We start from the raw sequence: 17,442 nt of genomic DNA, 5'->3' as shown, positions 1-17,442 counted from the left end.
GTTCTCGACATCGGGGCGCGCGACGACATCGCGGGTCAGTCCATGACGAGAGTCTGACGCCCGTCGGCCAGTTCGACCGCAGCATCGAGGTGCCCGGCGTGGGTCGCCGTCTCGACGATCATGTGGACCACGACGACTCGGACACTCTCGAAGTCGACACCCCACGTGTCCCAGATCGGATCACGCCGCCGTGGCGGATCGGCCGCCTCCACACCATCGAGCACCCGGTCGGAGACCGCGATCTGGTCGCGGTAGGCATCGATCACCGACGACGGGGTCATGTCGTCGGGAACCCGCCAGTCAGCGCGAGGACCGGGCTGCACCCAGTCGAGGTCGTCGCCACCGATGATGCTGGCGAACCAGTAGCGCTCGTCGCCGAGCGTGAGGTGGCGAAGCAGCTCGAGCGGTGTCCATCCCGACGGCAATGTGGCCGTTCGGAGTCGTTCGTCGTCGAGGTCGTCGACGATGCCCAGGATGTGCTGGCGTGCTCCGTCGAGCGCGGAGCGCAGGACGGTCATCTCGTCGGCGAGTCGTTCGGTCATGGAGTGGCGAGGAAGGCGTCGAGTTGGTCGAGCATCGCGGTGTAGCCGTGCCGGCTCCCGTCGATCGGCCCGTCGCCCGCCGCCGACGTCACCTGGTCGGTGATCGTGAGCAGCGTTCCTCCCGAACCGGTGTCCTCGACCGCCCAGGTGACGAGCGACATCGCCAGGAGTTGACCATCGGTGGTGACGAGTCGTTCGCTGAACACGATCACCTCGTCGGGGACGATGAGTTCGTAGCGGGTCGTGCCGGCGAAGCTCGGGTCGTCCTTCATCCCGCAGATGAACCGATCGACACCGCCGACGGTGAAGTCGTGGGATTCGAAGATCACGATCTCGTCGTCGGACGGAGCGCTCCACACCACCCGCTGATCGACGTCGGCGTACGCGGCGAACACGACGTCCGCCGGCGCTGCGAGGTCTCGTTCGAAACGGAGTGTGTCGTGGGCGAACCGGGTGCTCATCGTTCGGGATCCTTCGTCGCGTCGTGGTCGGCGGGGGTGTCGTTCTCGGTGTCGTGGAGGTGTTGTTCGAGGCGGTCGAGGCGGTGGTCCCACGCCAGCCGGCGATCGGCGAGCCACTTCTCGGCACGGCCGAGCGTGTCTCGTTCGAGGGCGCACACCCGCTGGCGGCCGCGCTTGGTCGAGTCGATCAGGTGCGCCGCCTCCAGCACGCGGACGTGCTGGGTGATGGCGGTGAGGGTGGTGTCGAACGGCTCGGCCAGGACCGACACCGAAGCAGGACCGCCATCGAGTCGTTCCAGCATCGCTCGACGCGTCGGATCCGAGAGCGCCCGGAACACCGCGTCCACATCGTGCTCGATCATCGACGTCAGCGTCGCGCGGTCGTTCAGTGAAGTCAACCCTTCAGTGACGCGCCGAGAGAGCGGCGAGGTGGTCTCGGTCGGGTGAGGTCACTCGTCAGCCCGCACTCACCGAGGTCCCCGACCAGGTCCAGGTCACCGGCACGCTGAGTTCTGGTCCGCCCTCCATCCAGATCGTCGGCGGCGTAGTCCGCTCGTCGGGTCGTCCGTGCTCCCGGCCCTTTCATCGCCGCACTCGCAGGACTCGCTCTGCACGACGCGGGGGTCGGTTTCGATCTGCGAGTCGGTGGCGGCCCGGCGCGGTTCGCGATGCCGCTCGGGCTCGCCGTCGTCGCCGCGCCGGCGACGATCATCCGGTCGGTCACGCTGCGAGCGGTACGGTCGACGTCGAGCAGCCACACGTCGAGGGGAACGCCGACGAAGGTCCACGAGGACGTCGACGCCTACCTCGACGACAGCGAGCGGTGGCCTGACGAGATCGCTGCGATCCGCCCGATCCTGTCGTCGTGCGGACTCGACGAGACGATCAAGTGGGGTGAGCCGTGCTACTGCGTCGACGACGAGAACGTCGTGCTGCTCCAGGAGTTCGCCGATCACCTCGCGCTGATGTTCTTCCGAGGCGCGTTGCTCGACGACCCCGACGACGTCCTCCACGACCAGGGGCCGAACACGCACGGGCCGAAGCGCATGGAGTTCACGTCCGTGAACGACGTCGAATCGCTCTCCGAGACCATCGAGTCCTACGTCAGAGAAGCGATCGACCACGCCCGCGCCGGAACCGAACTGCCGCCACGCCCCCAGGAGGAACTCGCTCCCGTACTCCGGGAGCGGCTCGCCGCCGATGACGAGCTCGCCGCGGCGTTCGAGCGACTCACGCCCGGCCGCCGGCGTGAGTACAACCTCCACGTCTCGGGCGCCAAGAAGGCCGAGACCCGCGACCGCCGGATCGACGCGTTCGTCTCTCCGACATCCTCGACGGGAGGGGTCTGCGCGACCGGTAGACCACCGGGCTCACCCTGGAGCCGGGCGAGGGCCTCGGCCACCGCATCATCGACGTGGTCGATGCCGACCGCCCCGATCAGACCCCGTCGGACTCGTCGGGGTGCATCGACCACGAACGCCTCGAAGTCCGCGCCGACGTCATGGTCGACCTGAGCTCCCTCCCTCCTCACACCCCAGAGACCATCGAACCGTGCGATCGCGCGTCGTGTCATCTGTCGGGTGTTCGATCGAATCCACATCGAGCAGCGCTCGTGAGCTGTTCGGATGTCCGAACGTGCCGACCCGCTGGCATCCGAGCGCGGTTCGTCGAGACGTGAACTCGAACGCCGGGCATCGACACGACCGCCGACGCCGAACTGGTCGTCGAGGAGCTGCCGGCGCTCCCCGGGTCGCTCCCGGTCCGCCGGGTTCGGCGGCGGGCCGCGACGAGGAATCGCTGACGCGGGTGGTGCTAGGTTCGCCGCCGAACGAGGAGGGAACCGGACGTGAGCACCTCCGGATCGCAGCACGGGAAGACTTCGTATCTCGACTGGTCGCAGGAGGGGCGATCCGGTGCCGGATGGTACGTCATCGGCGTCGTCATCACGTTCTTCATCTTCATGGTGCTGTCGGGCATCGGGGCGTTCCCGGTCACGGTGCTGGATCCCGACTTCAAGGACTCCCTGATCGAGTCCGACCTCGCGTTGTTCCTGGCGTTCCCGATCGCCTTCGTGGGCATCCCCTACGTGGTGCACGTGGTGCACGGACGGCCCTGGTGGAGCGTCGCGATGGCACGACTGCACTTCGACCGTCTCGGGCCTGGCGTTCGGGTTCGTCTGGCACCTCGTGCTCAGCGTGATCGGCGTGACGATCGCGCACCTCGTCGGCGTGATCGACGTCGACGTCGAATCCGTCGATGCGACGCTCTGGCTCGAACTCGTGGTGATCGCCGGAGTGGGGATCTTCGTCCAGGCCGGAGCCGAGGAGCTGTTCTTCCGGGGGTACCTCACCCAAGCGGTGCGACGGTTCACCTCACAGCCGGCTGTCTTCCTGCTGATCCCGGCCATGCTGTTCGCTGCCCCGCACCTGACGAACCTCACCCAGTTCGACTCGTCGCCCTACGTGCTGCTGCCCTACCTCATCGACGGTCTCGCGTTCGGCTGGGTGGCGTACCGCACCGGATCGCTTTGGATGTCGCTGGGAATCCACTGGAGCAACAACCTGTCCAACGTCGTGCTCGTCGGCCCGCGCGGCGACGTCCTGGACTCCGTCGCACCGTTGCAGTTCGACATCCCGAACAGCATCGCCGAGCTCACCACCATCTCCGTCGTGACGTCGTTGGCCATGGTCGCCATCGTGGAAGTCGCCCTCCGGCGGACCGGACGACACACTCCAGGCGCGGGACTCGCCAAGTGACGGCGACGGCCGATGACCCCACGACACCGACACCGACACCGACTTCGACACCGACACCGACACCGATGTTCGGTGGAACACGAGCGGCTCCAGCCGCCCGACAGACAGGAGAGCACATGGGCTTGAGAGGCCGATCACACCAGACCGCCGTGGTCGACGAGAGCATCGGCCACGCCACGGACTCGGCACGTCGAGCAGCTGCCGACAACGGGCTGACCCTCGACGAAGCCGCCTCGTCCGGCTCGTCGCTGACGCTGAAGAAGAGCCCCCGGCCGTGGTCGTGGGGCTCGACGGTCGTGATGGACTTCGAAGAGGTCGGCGACGGCACGACACAGGTGTCGGTCTCGACCCAGGAGACCTTCGCCGCCACCGATTGGGGACGCGGGCGGAGGCTCGCGAACAAGCTGTTCGGGGCCATGGGCGCCCGACGCGACTGAACCCGACGCACCACCTCGACGGTGCCGTGGCCGAGCTCCCTGCACGCCTCGTCGGTGCGGCCTCACCTGCAGTACGGCGAGATGGACGCAGCCAGCGCGTCGTTTCCACGCACGTCGACCGGATGACGTCGGGCCTCGCGGACCTCCGCGGCCTCGCCGTGGACGAACACGTCCGCGGCGCCCGGCCGCCACGCCCGCTGGGCGAGTCGCTGCTCCGTCCACGTCATCGACGACGTCCCCTGCGCGGTCCACGACCGCTGACCTGGCCGAACGCCGACTCGGCAGTCGGGCTCGCTTCGGACCAGCGGTTCCGGGCGCCGTACCGTGGCGACCGACCGCTCGCGCACGATCCTCGAGGAGTCCTGGGATGAACATCGATGACCACGACGTCGCGCTCGCGCACTCGCTCGGTCTCCAGGCGTTCGTCTACGGCTTCGCCACCGTCGAGCTCTACCGCGTGTTCTGGAACGAAGCCGTCGATCCCGATCGGGGTCATCACGACGGGGTCAACCAGTTCCATCACGTACGGGACGTCGCGACGCCCTCGGACACGTTCATCCCGTCGCCCAACAACGACACGCTGTACTCGACGGCCTGGCTGGACCTGACGGCGGAGCCGATCGTCCTGTCGATCCCGCCGATCCCCGACCGTTGCTACTGGTTCCCGGTGGGAGACTTCTTCCACGACATCGTCACCACCCTGGACTGGCGATCGATCGGCGCCGGTGGTGGCGACGTCGCGCTCGTCGGTCCGTCCTGGAGCGGTGCCCTCCCCGACGGACTCGACCGCGTCGACATCTCGACGCCGATGGCGTGGATCCTCGCTCGCACCCTGACCGACGGCACCGACGACGACGTCGAGCAGGTCAACCGGATCCAGGACCGCTTCGACCTGACGCCCCTGTCCGCCTGGTCGGCCACGCCGGCGCCCGACACGAGCATCGACTACCCGGACCCGGCCCTCGAGTCGGACCCGATCCACCACTTCGCCGTGCTCGACGACCTCTTGCGCCGCAATCCGCCCCGTCCTGCCGACACCGGACTGGTGTCCACGCTCGGACACATCGGCATCGGTCGCACGACCCCGTTCGATGCCTCGACGCTGTCCACGGCGTCCGCGGAGGCGCTGCGACATGCGGAGGGGGTCGGTCGAGCACTCCTTCACGCCCGCAGCAGCGCCTCACGCCGCACGATCAACGGGTGGTCACCGGTGCTGCTCACCGGGACGTTCGGCACCCGCTACCTCTACCGCGCCGCGTTCGAGTTCCTCGGCTTGCTGCACGGCGACGACATGATGCAGGCGGCCTTCTCCAGCTTCGTCGACGCTGACGAGGAACGGTACGACGGCGCTCACCGCTACGAACTGCGCTTCGACACGCCCCCGCCCGCCGACGCGTGCTGGTCGCTGACGATGTACGACGACGAGCGGTTCCTCCTCGTCGACAACGAGATCGACCGCTACTCGATCGGCGACCGAACGCCGGGACTGCGCTTCGACCCGGACGGCTCGCTCACCGTCGTCCTCCAGCACGAACGCCCAGCCGGCGACGACGTCGCCAACTGGCTGCCCACACCGTCGGGCGGGTTCTACATCTCGATCCGCGCGTTCAACCCGACGACGGAGCTGCGCGAGGGACGCTGGCAACCGCCTCCGGTGCACCGCGTCGACGCCGTGACGTGAACCGAGCGCGGCGGTGCCGCGCATCCGTCGTTCGAGGCTCTCCGACGGAGCGTCGTGGCGGTTCCGTGGCTTCGACGAGACCGATGACGTCGACGTTCCGCAGATCGCTCATCAGTCGGTGGACTCACCGACTCCACGTCGTGAGGGGAGGGCGACGAGGCCGTCGAGGATGAGGTCCAGCACGAGCTCGAAGCTGCTGGCGGTCGCCCCGTGGAGGTGCTCGTCGATGTGGGCGACCGTGTACGGATGGTTCTCCTCCACCAACGTGGCGAGGAACCGCTCGACCACGGCGTCGGCGTCGGGGGCGGCAGCGTCGAGTCCCATGGCGAGCTCCTGCAGCGAGTAGCCCACCACGTGGTTGTTGACGGCGTGGAAGCCGTGGTGGGCGATGTCGGCCGGCAACCCGCTCTCGCCGAAGCTGCGAAGCAGGCTCTCCATGTGATCGATCCGGTTCGGACCCGGCACGTGCTGCTGCCACAGCGCGGTGACCCACGGGTGCCGGACGAAGACCTCGCGGGTCGCGATCGCGTGCATCCTGATCGCGCTCAGCGGCGGGAGGTGCTCACCGGGGAGTTCGATCGAGCCCGCCACCGCGTCGACCATCAGCGCCAGGAGCTCGTCCTTGCTCGCGACGTGGTTGTAGAGCGCCATCACTTTGAAGCCGAGCCGCTCGGCGAGGCCCCGCATCGTGAGCGCCGCGACTCCGTCGTCGTCGGCGAGCGCGATGCCGGCAGCGACCACGGAGGGTCGATCGAGTGGATCGCGTTCGGCCCGCTGCGGTTTCGTCATCGCCTCCCCGTTCGTGAGATCACGGTCCGACCCTTGACAACGTACTACGTACGCTTCAGACTCCTCACGGACGTACAATGTACGTTGTCAACTGACGGCCCCACCGAGGAGAGCAGAGATGAGATCGACGACGACCGACGAACGAGCCGAGACCCCACCGGATGTGCCCGAGTCGATGCGCGCCGTCGTCGCCGGCGGCTACGGCGACACGGACGTCCTCGACACCGGGGTCGTTCCGGTGCCGACACCGGGGGCGGGCGACGTGCTGGTGCGCGTGGAGGCGTCGTCGTTGAACGCGCTCGACTGGCACTTCCTCACGGGCACGCCGTACCTGATCCGGATCACCAACGGGCTGCGACGGCCGAAGCGCACGATCCCGGGTGCCGACGTCGCGGGAACCGTCGTCGCCGTCGGATCCGACGTCACGGTGCACCGTGTCGGCGACGCGGTCTTCGGCGAATGCGAGGGCGGCGGATGCGGCGAGTACCTCACCGTCGACGCGAAGGAGGTCGTCGCGGTGCCGGTCGGCGTGTCGTTCGAGGCGGCGGGCGCGACCCCGGTCGCCGGGCTCACCGCCGTCCAGGCGCTGCGCACCCACGCAGCGCTCCAGCCCGGCGAGCACGCCCTGATCAACGGCGCAGCCGGCGGTGTCGGCACCTTCGCGGTGCAGATCGCCAAGGCACTCGGCGCGGAGGTGACCGCCGTGTGCAGCGCACGGAACGTCGACGTGGTCCGCGCCCTCGGCGCCGACACCGTCATCGACTACACGACCACCGACTTCGTCGACGGCGGAGCGCGCTTCGACGTGATGATGGACAACGTCGGCAACCGGACCCCGGCGGAGTGCCTCGCGGTGCTGCGCCCCGGTGCCCGGTTCGTCGCGGTGAGCGGCCCGAAGACCGACCGATGGCTCGGGCCGATCCCCCACATCATCCGCACGGCCCTGGCGGTCCGCCGAGCCGATGCCTCGTTCCACCAGTTCACGGCCTCGCCGAACGAAGCCGACCTGAGGTTCCTCGGAGACCTCCTCGCCGAGGGGCGGCTCACACCCGAGATCGATCGTGTCATCGGCCTCGACGGCGTCGCAGCCGGGCTCGCCGAGATCGGCACCGGGCACACCCGCGCCAAGATCGTGGTGCGACCGTCGTGAGCCCCGCCGACACTCCTCCAGCGGGCGACCGCCGCCCGCCGTCGAAGCGACCGCCTCATCGGCCGGCCACGGCCGGTCGACCGTCGGGCCGGAGGTGTCGTCGCGGCAGGGCGCATGGGGCTCGGTGTCGCGCGGACCGCCCGTCAGCGGCGGACGCGGTCGAACAGCGGCCCGCGCCGGGCGCCGGGGAACACCTCGGAGAACCGGGCCTCCGCGACGTCCGTGCCGACCATGACGAGCTCGCCGTCGGCGGGCAGCGGCGCGCCGGCGTCGGGGTTCCCGCGGATCTCACCGTCGCGCTCGACCGCCACCACGTTGCACTGCGTGCGCCGGTACACGTGCGCCTCGGCCAGGGTCTTGCCGGCGAGCTCGTGCGGGATCGGCGTGCGGAACAGGTTCAGCCCGTGCGCGACGAGCAGCGTCTCCTCACCACGGAACCGGTTCCAGATCGCGGCGGAGCCCGCGTCGGCGTACGACAGCACCGCGTCGGCGCCCGCTCGATACAGCGTCGACACGTTGCGGTCCAGGCGCGACCGAGAGATGATCCGCGCATCGGGTCGCAGCCCGCGGCAGTAGCGGGTGAGGTAGACGTTGACGTTGTCGTCGTGGGTCGTGATCAGGATCGAACCGGCCTCGGCGATGCCGGCCTCCTCCAGCACGGCGCGATCGGCGGCGTCGCCGATCACGTAGCGGGCGCCCGGCCGCTGCCGTTCGGGGAGCTGCTCGACGATCGCGCACTCGACGGATTCGGCGGCGAGCGCACGTGCGATCGCCCGGCCGACCCGTCCTCCGCCGATGATCACCGCGGTGGTCGAGTTCGGCGAGTCGGTCGCGTACGCGTGATCGAACGCAGCGAGCTGCTCGGCGGTGCCCGCGAGGAGCAGGATCGACGACTCACCCAGCGCCGTGTCGGCCGTCGCGATCGCGAACTGGCCGCGCTCCCAGACCCCGATCAGCCCGACCCCGAACCGGCGCCGGAGCTCGGAGTCGGCGAGGGTGCGGCCGACCAGGTCGGTGCCGACGGTGCCGGCCTCGGCGATCTGCAGCCCGGCGAAGCTGCCGATCTTGTGGCTGCGCCCACCGAGACCGAGTCCGCGCGCCGCCATCACCGAACCGAGGATCTCGCCGAGCTGCACCACGTGGTCGGCACCGGCGATCTCCAGGATGTCGACCGACGCCGGCGAGTTGGCGCTCGCGACGATGGGGGCCCGCGGAGCGACCTCGCGCACCGTGAAGGCGATGTTGGTGTTGGTCTGGTCGTTCTGCGTGGCCACGACGACGGAGGCTCGCTCGGCGCCGGCGTTGACGTAGGTGTTCGGGTCGTCGAGGGCGCCGACCATCACGGCTCTCCCCTCGTCGTGCATCCGCCCGGCGTCGTCGAGATCCTCGACGATCACGACGTAGGGCACGTCGGACTGGTCGGCCCGATCGATGAGCGCCTCCTCGACCGGGCCGGCCGACGTGAGGATGACGTGGCCCGCCGTGGAGCCGGGGATCGCCCGGGGAGCACGTCGACGATCGCGCTCGTTCATCCACGGGATGAACACGAACTGGATGAACACGAACGGCAACATGACGAGCAGGAACGTCGAGCCGGCCAGCAGGACGACCACCGAGAAGATGCGCCCGGCGTCGGATTGGAACGTGATGTCGCCGAAGCCGAGCGTCGTCATCGTCGTCAGCGTCCAGTAGACGCTCGTCGGCCACGAGAACGACCGGCCCTCGCGTGCCATGAGCTCGTGGAACACCGAACTGAACAGCGCCGTCATCACGACGAACACCGCCGCCAGCACCACGAACGTCTTCTGGCGCCGTCGACGCTCGGCCTGGAGCGCGACGTACTGCGCACGGTCGTAGCGCCGCTCGATCGGTGGCTTGCCGCGTGGGCGCATCCGCTGCGTGACCTGCGCCATCGTGACACCGAGTGACTTCAGCACCGCGACTCCTCCACCGTCCCCACACCCCGATGCTGGCACAGCGAGCCCTCGACCGGCGTCGCCGTCGCCATCTCGCCGCGAGGGGACGACGAGCGCGCCGGGCGCGCGCACCTCGAGCAGGCGTGCTCGCGCCCGCGATCCGGCGCGCCACGGTTGAGCCGAGCCCGTTCCGGGGAGTCCCCGGGGATGCTCGACAGCCTGCCGATCGCCGTCGCCGTCCTCGTCGGCGGAGCGCTCGTGCTGCTCACGGCCGGGGTGAAGTTCACGAAGGTCGTCGACGAGCTCGCCGATCGGACCGACGTCGGCGAGGCGCTCGCCGGCGCCGTGCTGCTCGGGGCGGCCACCTCGATGCCGGGTCTGATCACGACGGTCACCGGCGCGTTGGAGGGCGACGCCGGCTTCGCGATGAGCAACGCGCTCGGAGGGATCGCGGCGCAGACCACGTTCCTCGTGCTCGCCGACACGATCTACCGCAGCTCGAACCTGGAGCACGCGGCGGCGTCGCTGCCGAACATCGTGTCGGCGGCGCTGCTGACCGCGATGGTCGGCGCGGTCCTGGTCGCCGCGACCGGCCCCGAGCTCGACGTCCTCGGGGTCCACCCGGCCACCCCGGTGCTGGTCATCATCTACCTCTTCGGGCTGCGCCTGGTGCGGAGCGCGAACGCGGCGCCGATGTGGTCCCCCGAGGAGACGGAGGACACGGTCGAGGACGAGCCCGATCCCGAAGCGAGCGGTGCGCCGCTGTGGCACCTGTGGTCGTGGTTCGGCGGGCTGGCCGCGGTCGTCGCGGTCGTCGGCTTCGCGGTCGGCCGATCCGGGCTCACCCTGGCTGCCGAGACCGGGCTGACCGGATCGGTGGTCGGTGCGCTGTTCACCAGCGTGGTGACGTCGCTCCCCGAGCTCGTGACGGTGCTCACGGCGGTGCGGATCGGCGCGCTCACGTTGGCGGTGTCGAACATCGTGGGGGGCAACACGTTCGACGTGCTCTTCGTCGCCGCCGCCGACCTCGCGTTCCGCGACGGGTCGGTGTACCACGCGGCCGGCGCCCAGGCGCTCTTCGTCTCCGCGCTGACGGTGGTGCTCACCGCGCTGCTCATCGCCGGCCTGCTCACCCGGGAGCGACGTGGGATCGGGTTCGAGGGCGTCGCGATCCTCGGCACCTACGCCGTCGGCATGGCGGCGCTCGTCGCCCTCTGACCCGTCGACCACGGGCGCGGCGCGGCGCGGCGCGCGCGCGACGGGGCCGCGTGGCCGGACCGGGTGGCCCCGGGTTCCGCGGGCGTCGAAGATGACGCCTACCGGTCGGGGTGCGCCGCGACCCCGAAGGCGGTGGCGAGCTCGGACAGCTCGAGCCCGACGGCGTCGACGAGCTCGGTGAGGTCGCCCACGGCCCCGTCGGCGACGGCGCCGAGCCCGAGCTCGGACGGGCCGGCCTGCGCGCCGAGGTGCAGCGGCGTGATCTCGCTGACCGAGAGCACCGGGTGGCTGGTGCGCAGCGGCCGCCCCGCGAGGTAGACCTGGCGCCGCGGGCCGGGGACGTTGGTGATGCCGAGGTTGACCGTCGGGCTGATCAGCCGGCGGTGCGGCAGCGCCTCGTCGATCCGGTTCGCGATCGACGCCACCACCGGCGGAGCGAACATCGCGATGTCCTGGGTGATCGACACCGGGATCTCGCCGAAGCGCTCCGTGGCCCGGCGAAGGTTCCTGGCCGTCGCACGCAGTCGCGCCGCCGGATCGGCGACGTTGGTCGGCAGCGCGACGGTCAGTCCGGCGACGTGGGTGTCGCGGTCGTGGTCGGCGCGTGCGAGCACGGGCACCACCGCGACGATCGGCGACGACGGGAGCTCGTTCGCCGCGAGCAGCCACCGCCGCAGAGCGCCGGTGCACGCCGCCAGCACGACGGCGTGGAACGACACCGGCGCCGCCTCGCTGTCGGCGGCGGCGCGCACCTCGACGACCCCGGCGATGGGGATCGATCCGCCGGCGTAGGTGCGGGTCGGTCCGATGGGCTCGTTGAACGAGAGTCGGGGTGCCCTCCCGGTGGGGTGCTCGTGGTCGTCCTCACGGTCTCGACGCGGGACGAGGCGGGCCGCCGTCCGCAGGCCGGGCCAGCGGCGGGCCACCTCGTGCGCCGTGGCGCCGAGCCCGGGGAGCTGGTCGGCGACCGCGGCCGCCGCTCGGCCCGCGACGCGGACGGGGAAGCCGAGCCCGCGCCGGATCTGGTCGGGCACCGGGTCGATGATCTTCCCGACGATCCCGTCGACGGGTTCCGCGCGCACGTCGACGTCGTCCATCGTCGCGGCGCCGTCGGGATCGTCGTCGAGCAGCGCCGTCATCAGCTCCACCCCGCTCTGGTCGTCGATGGCCGCCATGTGCACCTTGGCGTAGACCGCCACGCGACCGTCGGGCAGCCCGTCGATGACGTGCATCTGCCACAGCGGACGGCCTCGGTCGAGCCGGACGGCGTGGAGGCGAGCCACGATCTCGTCGAGGGCGCGGCGCGGGTCCTCGCCGACGGGGAGCGAGGTGCGGCGGAGGTGGACGTCGAGGTCGACGTGCTCGACCGAGCGCCAGCTCGGCCGGGTGAGCCCACCCGTCGAGGGGACGACGACGCGCCGGGCCGTGCGCATCGCCGGGAGCCGCGCCTCGAGCGCCGCCGCCACCGACGCACGGTCGAGCGGACCGTCCCCGGAGGGGTCGAAGATCATCAGCGACCCGAGGTGGCGCGGCTCGTCGGGTCGCTCCATCGCGAGGAAGGCGGCGTCGACCCCGCGCATCGCCGTCACGGAGCGCTCCCGAGCGCCTCGCGCCCGGTGCCGCTCGTGCTGCGCGCCGTCACGGCGACGACCGGGGCCGGCGCCACGGCCCGGCACGGGTCACCAGGCGCCTCCACCCATCGGGGGCGTACGGCTGCTGCACCCCGGCGGGCTGAGCGAGCCGGTCGGCGATCACGTGGAGCGCCGCCGGGTTGTGGATGAGCCCGATGTGGCTCCCCGGCACCGCGACGTTCTCGGCCAGGGGCGCCTCGGCGTCGATGCACGACGACCACGACACCACCCCGTCGGTGCGGCTGTAGATCGCGGTGGCGGGCATCGGCAGCGGTTCGTTCATCCGCGCCATCACGTCGTCGGGGATGCTCTCGATCCGCGTCCCGGTGACGGACTCGTACATCGGCCAGACGACGTTCGACTTCAGGTCGCCGGCGAACGGGCTGCCGACCGTGATGACCCGGCGCACGTTCTCGGGATCGGCACGCGCGACCTCGCGCGCGTAGATCCCCCCGAGGCTGTGCCCGATCAGGCTCACCGGTCCGCCCGCCTCGTCGACGACCTCGCGCAGGCGACGGACCGCGATCGTGTGCAGCCGGTGGAAGCCGAGGATCTCGGCGCGCCCCCACTTGTGGGTCACGTACCCCATCCGGCCGAGGTAGGCGCGCAGCACCGCGGTGAAGGCGTCGCCGGCGCCGAACGGCGGGATCGTCACGACGTGGTGGCCGTCGCCGGTGGGGGCCCCGAGCAGCGACGGCAGGGTCGGGATGAGCGCCGCTGCCTCCAACGGTGCGCGCGCCTCCGCGAGCAGGTAGAGCAGACCCGGGCTCCCATCGGGTCGATCTGCCGGCACGCGCCGAAGCGTAGACCGCACCCTCGCCTCCCGGCCCGTCGGGCCGGCGCACGACCGGGGCGATCCATCGTGATCGCGGTCAGCGGGCGCCGAGGCCGGCGGCGACGGCGCCCACCGCCACCACGGCCAGCAGGGTGAGCGCGAAGACGACGAACCAGCGGTCGCGCTCCTGTCGCCACCGGTGCGCGAGCCACGCGACGCGCAGCAGCGGCACCGCCACCACGGCGCCGACGGCCGCCGTCTGGACGGCGACGCCGAGCCGACCGGGCGCGAGGAGGCCGGCGAGGGCCGTGGCGAGCAGCGCCCGGGTGACCCACGTCAGCGCCGGGATCTGCCACCGGCCCCGGACGTGGCTGACCTCGAGGTCGTCGAACGGCTCGTGGGCCCGCCCGATCACGCGCGCACCACCAGGACCACGGCGACCACGACCAGGAGCGCTCCGAGCACGCGGCGCAACCGGTCGTCCGCGAGGCGGGACTGGAGCGCCGCGCCGACGCGCCCACCGACCAGGCTCCCGGCGATCACCGCGCACGACGTGCGCGCGTCGATCCGCCCGTCGATCGCGAACACGATCAGCGCCGCCGACGAGGTGACGCCGACGGTGAACGTCGTGGTCGAGGCAGCGACCCGGGCCGGCACCGCCATCAGCTCGCTGGTCGCCGGCGTCTTGATGAACCCACCCGACGCCCCCGCCGTGCCCGCGATGAGCCCGGCCACCCCCATCAGCGACAGACCGAGCGCCAGGCGTCGCGGGACGTAGGCGACGCGCTCCCCGTCGACCCGGCAGACACCGGCCAGCGACCCCACCCGTTCGCCCACCTCGACGTCGGCCTCGGTGGCCGGTGGCGTCACGGCGGTCGCCGGCCGGAACGACGCGATCGCCGCCGTCGCCGCGACCGCGGCGAGGACGAACGTCAGGACCCGGTCGCCCACGAGACCCGAGAGGGTCGCGCCGACGACGGCGCCGAGCGACCCGACGACCTCCGTCGCCACCCCGAGGCGATGGTTGGTCGACCGCTCCCGGAGCTGGCGCGCACCGGCGGCGATCGAGCCGGCCGCCACGCTGATCAGGCCGAGCGGGGCGGCCTCCGCCGCCGGCATCCCGGACACGACCAGCGCCGGGACGAGCAGGATCGCCCCGCCGAGCCCGCCCATCGCGCCGAGACCGGCCGCGCACGAGGCGAGCAGCGCGTACCCGACGACGTCCATCAGCCCACCACACTCGCGCACGTCGGGGCCCCGCTCCGGGGGCGCGGGAGCCGGGTCACCCGGCGAGGTCGGGGCGTCGTCGCACGCACGACGACGCGGTCAGCTCGCGTCGGGGCCGACGAGCGCGATGCCCGATTCCGCCGCGTCGTCGAAGCTGTCGTCGACGAGGACGACGTCGTGGCCGGCGCGGTCGAGGAGCGACGCCGCGATGCTCGCCCGGTACCCGCTCCGGCAGTGGACGTGCACGGTCCCGTCGGGCACCTCGTCGAGCCGGCCCAGGAGCTCGTGGAGCGGGATGTGCGTCGACCCCTCGAGGTGGCCGGCGGCGTGCTCCCCGTCGCGGCGCGTGTCGAGGATCGTCGGTCCCCGCACCTCCCGCAGCCCGGCGAAGGTCGTGATCTCGTAGCTGCTGCGATCGGCGTCCGCCGACCACGAGTCGATGCCGCCGTCGGCCGCGCCGGTGGGGCGGTCGATGCCGATCCGGACGAGCTGCACCTGGGCCTCGCTGATCTCGTCGGCGTCGTCGGCGAGCAGCGTGACGGGCATCCCCCACGGGAGCAGCCAACCCAGGTAGGTGGAGAAGCCCCCGGCGAGCTCGACGCCGATCGTGCCCGAGACGTGCGTCGACGCGAACTCGCGCCGCGGGCGCAGGTCGACCACCCACTCGCCGCGGTGGATGCGCCGAGCGAGCTCGACGGGATCGACCGGAGCGGGCGGTGACAGGTCGATCGCCGTCGCCCCGGCGGTGTTCAGCGGACCCATCTGCGCGTAGTACGTGGGGAAGGCATCGAGCCCGGCCACGAGCTGCGCGACGAAGCGGTCCTCGTCGTCGGCCGTGAGCGCGATGTTCGCGCTGCGCTCGCCGCCGAGCGTGCCGTCGGACTCCCGATCGCTCACCGCCGACGCGCAGAAGCTGCCGAACCCGTGGGTCGGGTAGACGAGGGTCTCGTCGGGCAGCGAGTCGGCGAGAGCGTGCACCGACCGGTACTGGGCGTGCGCCAGCTCGTCGGTGGCGTCGGAGCCGATCAGGTCGGTGCGCCCGACGGTGCCGTAGAGCATCGAGCCACCGGTGAACGCAGCCGGTGCGTCGCCGGCGGCGGTCACGACGTAGGACAGGTGGTGCGGGGTGTGTCCCGGCGTGTGGCGGACCTCGACGCGCATCGAGCCCACGTCGATCACGTCGCCGTCGGACACGGCGTGGTGATCGAACCGCAGCGGTTCGTCGGCGGCGTGGAGGTAGGTCGCACCGGACACCCGGGCGAGGGTGAGGCCGCCGCTGACGTAGTCGTTGTGGACGTGGGTCTCCGCGACGTGGGTGATCTCGACCCCTGCGGAACGCGCCGCCTCGACGACGCGGTCGATGTCGCGCTGCGGGTCCACGACCAGCCCGACGCGCCCGTCGTGGACGATGTACGACCGGTCGCCGAGCGACGCCGTCTCGATGGTGATGACCTGCATGTGCCCCCTCTGACGTCCGAATTGTACGTACATTCCGCGCGGGAGATCAACCTCGATCGTCGGCCGGTCGAGCGGACACCGGGATCCGCAGCGTCGGATCGCTTACGGTGTCGCATGCTCGGCGCGGAGGTGCTGCCCCTCCCGCCGGTCGGCGAGCACGCGCTGCTCGTGTTCTGGTGCCAGATCGTCGTGGTGCTCACGTGCGCCCGCGTCGGCGGCTACGCGCTCCGCCGCCTCGGCCAACCACGCGTGATCGGGGAGCTGCTCGCCGGCGTCGCGCTCGGGCCCTCGTTGCTCGGTGCGGTCTGGCCGAGCGGCTTCGACTGGTTGTTCCCAGCCGACGAGGGCCAGTCGGGGTTGCTGCTCGGGCTCGCCTGGGTCGGGATCGGCCTGCTGCTCGGCACGACCGGCGCGGAGGTCGACCTGGCGACCGTTCGCCGCCAGCGCGGGCTCGCGACCACCGTGGCCGTCGGCAGCCTTGTCGTGCCCCTCGCCACCGGGGCCGGCGTCGCCGTGCTCATCCCGTCGGAGTACGTCGGCGACGGAGCGTCGCGGGCCGTCTTCGCGGGCTTCTTCGCGGTCGCCTTCGCGATCTCGTCGCTCCCGGTCGCGGCGCGCATCCTCGGCGACCTCGGCCTGATGGCGAGCCCGGTCTCGCAGCTGGCTCTCGCGGTCGCCACCGCCAACGACATGGTGGGCTGGTTGCTGCTGGGCGTGGTCACCGGGATCGGCGAGGCGAACTCGTTCTCGATCGGATCCCTCGTGGTCGCCGTCGCGGCCGTGGTCGTCGTGAGCGTGGTCGTCATCCGCTTCGGCCCGCCCGCGCTGGACGCCGTCGCACGCGAGCTGGAACGTCACGACGGCGGGCCCGCGATCGAGGCGAGCGTGATCTTCCTCGTGGTGGTCGCGATCGGGGCGCTGACCCACGCGATCGGCATCGAGGTGGTCATCGGCGCGTTCATCGCCGGCATCGCGATCGGCGCGAGCCGCTTCCGACGCCGTCCCGGCTTCGAGGCGATCGAGACCGTGACGAACGGCATCTTCGCTCCGCTGTTCTTCGCGATCGCCGGGATCCGCGCCGATCTCTCCGAGCTCGGCTCCCCCGAGGTGCTCGTCCTCGCCGCTGCCGTGACGGCTGCGGCCACCGCCGCCAAGGTCGTCGGCTCCTACGCCGGCGCCCGGATCGGGCGCACCTCGCGCCGGGACGCGCTCCGCCTCGGCTTCACCCTCAACGCCCGCGGCGCGCTCGAGATCGTCGTCGCGACGGTCGGGCTCTCGCTCGGCGTCATCGACACGACGCTGTACACGGTGATCATCGTGATGGCCCTGGTCACGACCGCGCTCGCCGCGCCGCTGATCAAGCTCACCCTCCGCCGCTGACCGTTCCGGCAGCCGACCGGA

Annotated in this window: 18 protein-coding genes; 7 read left to right on the top strand and 11 right to left on the bottom strand. The window is 71.4% G+C overall.

The window, feature by feature from the left end; all coding sequences use genetic code 11:
- Positions 1-35: 35 nt before the first annotated feature.
- From ACOOHC_RS02100 to ACOOHC_RS02090, 3 genes are read right to left on the bottom strand one after another with little or no spacing between them, the layout of a single operon-like run.
- A complete protein-coding gene (locus tag ACOOHC_RS02100) occupies positions 36-542 on the bottom strand; it encodes a DUF664 domain-containing protein (RefSeq protein WP_420452363.1) in 507 nt (168 codons plus the stop codon).
- Entirely contained in the window at positions 539-1,003 is a 465-nt protein-coding gene (locus tag ACOOHC_RS02095; protein WP_420452362.1) for an SRPBCC domain-containing protein, read from the bottom strand. Before ACOOHC_RS02095 ends, ACOOHC_RS02100 begins: the two co-directional genes overlap by 4 nt.
- Positions 1,000-1,365 (bottom strand): ArsR/SmtB family transcription factor, encoded by a 366-nt coding sequence (locus tag ACOOHC_RS02090; RefSeq protein WP_420452361.1) that lies wholly within the window; start codon positions 1,363-1,365, stop codon positions 1,000-1,002. Before ACOOHC_RS02090 ends, ACOOHC_RS02095 begins: the two co-directional genes overlap by 4 nt.
- A gap of 306 nt (positions 1,366-1,671) precedes the next feature.
- Here ACOOHC_RS02090 and ACOOHC_RS02085 point away from each other — a divergent pair, with 306 nt between their 5' ends.
- From ACOOHC_RS02085 to ACOOHC_RS02075, 3 genes are all read left to right on the top strand, one after another.
- Positions 1,672-2,517: a YdeI/OmpD-associated family protein gene (locus ACOOHC_RS02085; protein ID WP_420452360.1), complete on the top strand. Its 846-nt coding sequence runs from the start codon at positions 1,672-1,674 to the stop codon at positions 2,515-2,517.
- 690 nt (positions 2,518-3,207) lie between these two features.
- Positions 3,208-3,759, top strand: a complete 552-nt coding sequence (locus ACOOHC_RS02080) for a CPBP family intramembrane glutamic endopeptidase (RefSeq protein WP_420452359.1) — start codon at positions 3,208-3,210, stop codon at positions 3,757-3,759.
- A gap of 149 nt (positions 3,760-3,908) precedes the next feature.
- A complete protein-coding gene (locus ACOOHC_RS02075) occupies positions 3,909-4,196 on the top strand; it encodes a hypothetical protein (protein ID WP_420452358.1) in 288 nt (95 codons plus the stop codon).
- 62 nt (positions 4,197-4,258) lie between these two features.
- On the opposite strand, the gene ACOOHC_RS02070 is transcribed toward ACOOHC_RS02075, so the two are convergent.
- Complete coding sequence (locus ACOOHC_RS02070; RefSeq protein ID WP_420452357.1) at positions 4,259-4,423, bottom strand: hypothetical protein; 165 nt, start codon at positions 4,421-4,423, stop codon at positions 4,259-4,261.
- Between the two features lie 140 nt (positions 4,424-4,563).
- Between ACOOHC_RS02070 and ACOOHC_RS02065 the strand changes: the two genes are divergently transcribed.
- Positions 4,564-5,877 carry a DUF1254 domain-containing protein gene (locus ACOOHC_RS02065; RefSeq protein ID WP_420452356.1) on the top strand — a complete coding sequence of 438 codons (1,314 nt, stop codon included), beginning with the start codon at positions 4,564-4,566 and terminating at the stop codon, positions 5,875-5,877.
- A gap of 111 nt (positions 5,878-5,988) precedes the next feature.
- On the opposite strand, the gene ACOOHC_RS02060 is transcribed toward ACOOHC_RS02065, so the two are convergent.
- Positions 5,989-6,666 carry a TetR/AcrR family transcriptional regulator gene (locus ACOOHC_RS02060; protein ID WP_420452355.1) on the bottom strand — a complete coding sequence of 226 codons (678 nt, stop codon included), beginning with the start codon at positions 6,664-6,666 and terminating at the stop codon, positions 5,989-5,991.
- A gap of 118 nt (positions 6,667-6,784) precedes the next feature.
- Here ACOOHC_RS02060 and ACOOHC_RS02055 point away from each other — a divergent pair, with 118 nt between their 5' ends.
- Positions 6,785-7,816, top strand: a complete 1,032-nt coding sequence (locus ACOOHC_RS02055) for an NAD(P)-dependent alcohol dehydrogenase (protein ID WP_420452354.1) — start codon at positions 6,785-6,787, stop codon at positions 7,814-7,816.
- Positions 7,817-7,959: 143 nt separating this feature from the next.
- Here ACOOHC_RS02055 and ACOOHC_RS02050 read toward each other — a convergent pair whose 3' ends face one another.
- A complete protein-coding gene (locus tag ACOOHC_RS02050; protein ID WP_420452353.1) occupies positions 7,960-9,753 on the bottom strand; it encodes a potassium channel family protein in 1,794 nt (597 codons plus the stop codon).
- Positions 9,754-9,939: 186 nt separating this feature from the next.
- Here ACOOHC_RS02050 and ACOOHC_RS02045 point away from each other — a divergent pair, with 186 nt between their 5' ends.
- Positions 9,940-10,950: a sodium:calcium antiporter gene (locus ACOOHC_RS02045; RefSeq protein WP_420452352.1), complete on the top strand. Its 1,011-nt coding sequence runs from the start codon at positions 9,940-9,942 to the stop codon at positions 10,948-10,950.
- 98 nt (positions 10,951-11,048) lie between these two features.
- Here ACOOHC_RS02045 and ACOOHC_RS02040 read toward each other — a convergent pair whose 3' ends face one another.
- The 5 genes from ACOOHC_RS02040 to ACOOHC_RS02020 form a co-directional block, all read right to left on the bottom strand.
- Positions 11,049-12,530 carry a wax ester/triacylglycerol synthase domain-containing protein gene (locus ACOOHC_RS02040; RefSeq protein ID WP_420452351.1) on the bottom strand — a complete coding sequence of 494 codons (1,482 nt, stop codon included), beginning with the start codon at positions 12,528-12,530 and terminating at the stop codon, positions 11,049-11,051.
- Between the two features lie 58 nt (positions 12,531-12,588).
- Positions 12,589-13,374, bottom strand: coding sequence for an alpha/beta fold hydrolase (locus tag ACOOHC_RS02035; protein WP_420452350.1), 786 nt, complete (start codon positions 13,372-13,374; stop codon positions 12,589-12,591).
- Between the two features lie 79 nt (positions 13,375-13,453).
- Entirely contained in the window at positions 13,454-13,771 is a 318-nt protein-coding gene (locus tag ACOOHC_RS02030) for a hypothetical protein (protein ID WP_420452349.1), read from the bottom strand.
- The gene (locus tag ACOOHC_RS02025) at positions 13,768-14,583 is read right to left on the bottom strand and encodes a sulfite exporter TauE/SafE family protein (protein ID WP_420452348.1); all 816 of its coding nucleotides are present in this window, start codon (positions 14,581-14,583) and stop codon (positions 13,768-13,770) included. Before ACOOHC_RS02025 ends, ACOOHC_RS02030 begins: the two co-directional genes overlap by 4 nt.
- 99 nt (positions 14,584-14,682) lie before the next feature.
- A complete protein-coding gene (locus ACOOHC_RS02020; RefSeq protein WP_420452347.1) occupies positions 14,683-16,041 on the bottom strand; it encodes a rhodanese-like domain-containing protein in 1,359 nt (452 codons plus the stop codon).
- Between ACOOHC_RS02020 and ACOOHC_RS02015 the strand changes: the two genes are divergently transcribed.
- On the top strand, positions 15,985-17,421 hold the full coding sequence (locus ACOOHC_RS02015) for a cation:proton antiporter (protein ID WP_420452346.1): 1,437 nt from the start codon (positions 15,985-15,987) through the stop codon (positions 17,419-17,421). The two genes, ACOOHC_RS02020 and ACOOHC_RS02015, sit on opposite strands and share 57 nt — an antisense overlap.
- Positions 17,422-17,442: the final 21 nt, after the last annotated feature.

It is taken from the genome of Ilumatobacter sp. (assembly GCF_965215205.1).
In the GTDB taxonomy this organism is placed as follows: Bacteria; Actinomycetota; Acidimicrobiia; order Acidimicrobiales; family Ilumatobacteraceae; genus Ilumatobacter_A.
The sequence above is the reverse complement of the archived record's forward strand: the minus strand, read 5'-3'. Positions and strand labels throughout refer to the sequence as shown.

Bases quoted from the DNA above. Each gene is read 5' to 3' on its own strand.
- ACOOHC_RS02100 (WP_420452363.1), bottom strand. From the start codon at position 542: ATGACCGAACGACTCGCCGACGAGATGACCGTCCTGCGCTCCGCGCTC.
- ACOOHC_RS02095 (WP_420452362.1), bottom strand. From the start codon at position 1,003: ATGAGCACCCGGTTCGCCCACGACACACTCCGTTTCGAACGAGACCTC.
- ACOOHC_RS02090 (WP_420452361.1), bottom strand. From the start codon at position 1,365: ATGATCGAGCACGATGTGGACGCGGTGTTCCGGGCGCTCTCGGATCCG.
- ACOOHC_RS02085 (WP_420452360.1), top strand. From the start codon at position 1,672: ATGCCGCTCGGGCTCGCCGTCGTCGCCGCGCCGGCGACGATCATCCGG.
- ACOOHC_RS02070 (WP_420452357.1), bottom strand. From the start codon at position 4,423: ATGACGTGGACGGAGCAGCGACTCGCCCAGCGGGCGTGGCGGCCGGGC.
- ACOOHC_RS02065 (WP_420452356.1), top strand. From the start codon at position 4,564: ATGAACATCGATGACCACGACGTCGCGCTCGCGCACTCGCTCGGTCTC.
- ACOOHC_RS02060 (WP_420452355.1), bottom strand. From the start codon at position 6,666: ATGACGAAACCGCAGCGGGCCGAACGCGATCCACTCGATCGACCCTCC.
- ACOOHC_RS02055 (WP_420452354.1), top strand. From the start codon at position 6,785: ATGAGATCGACGACGACCGACGAACGAGCCGAGACCCCACCGGATGTG.
- ACOOHC_RS02045 (WP_420452352.1), top strand. From the start codon at position 9,940: ATGCTCGACAGCCTGCCGATCGCCGTCGCCGTCCTCGTCGGCGGAGCG.
- ACOOHC_RS02040 (WP_420452351.1), bottom strand. From the start codon at position 12,530: ATGCGCGGGGTCGACGCCGCCTTCCTCGCGATGGAGCGACCCGACGAG.
- ACOOHC_RS02025 (WP_420452348.1), bottom strand. From the start codon at position 14,583: ATGGACGTCGTCGGGTACGCGCTGCTCGCCTCGTGCGCGGCCGGTCTC.
- ACOOHC_RS02020 (WP_420452347.1), bottom strand. From the start codon at position 16,041: ATGCAGGTCATCACCATCGAGACGGCGTCGCTCGGCGACCGGTCGTAC.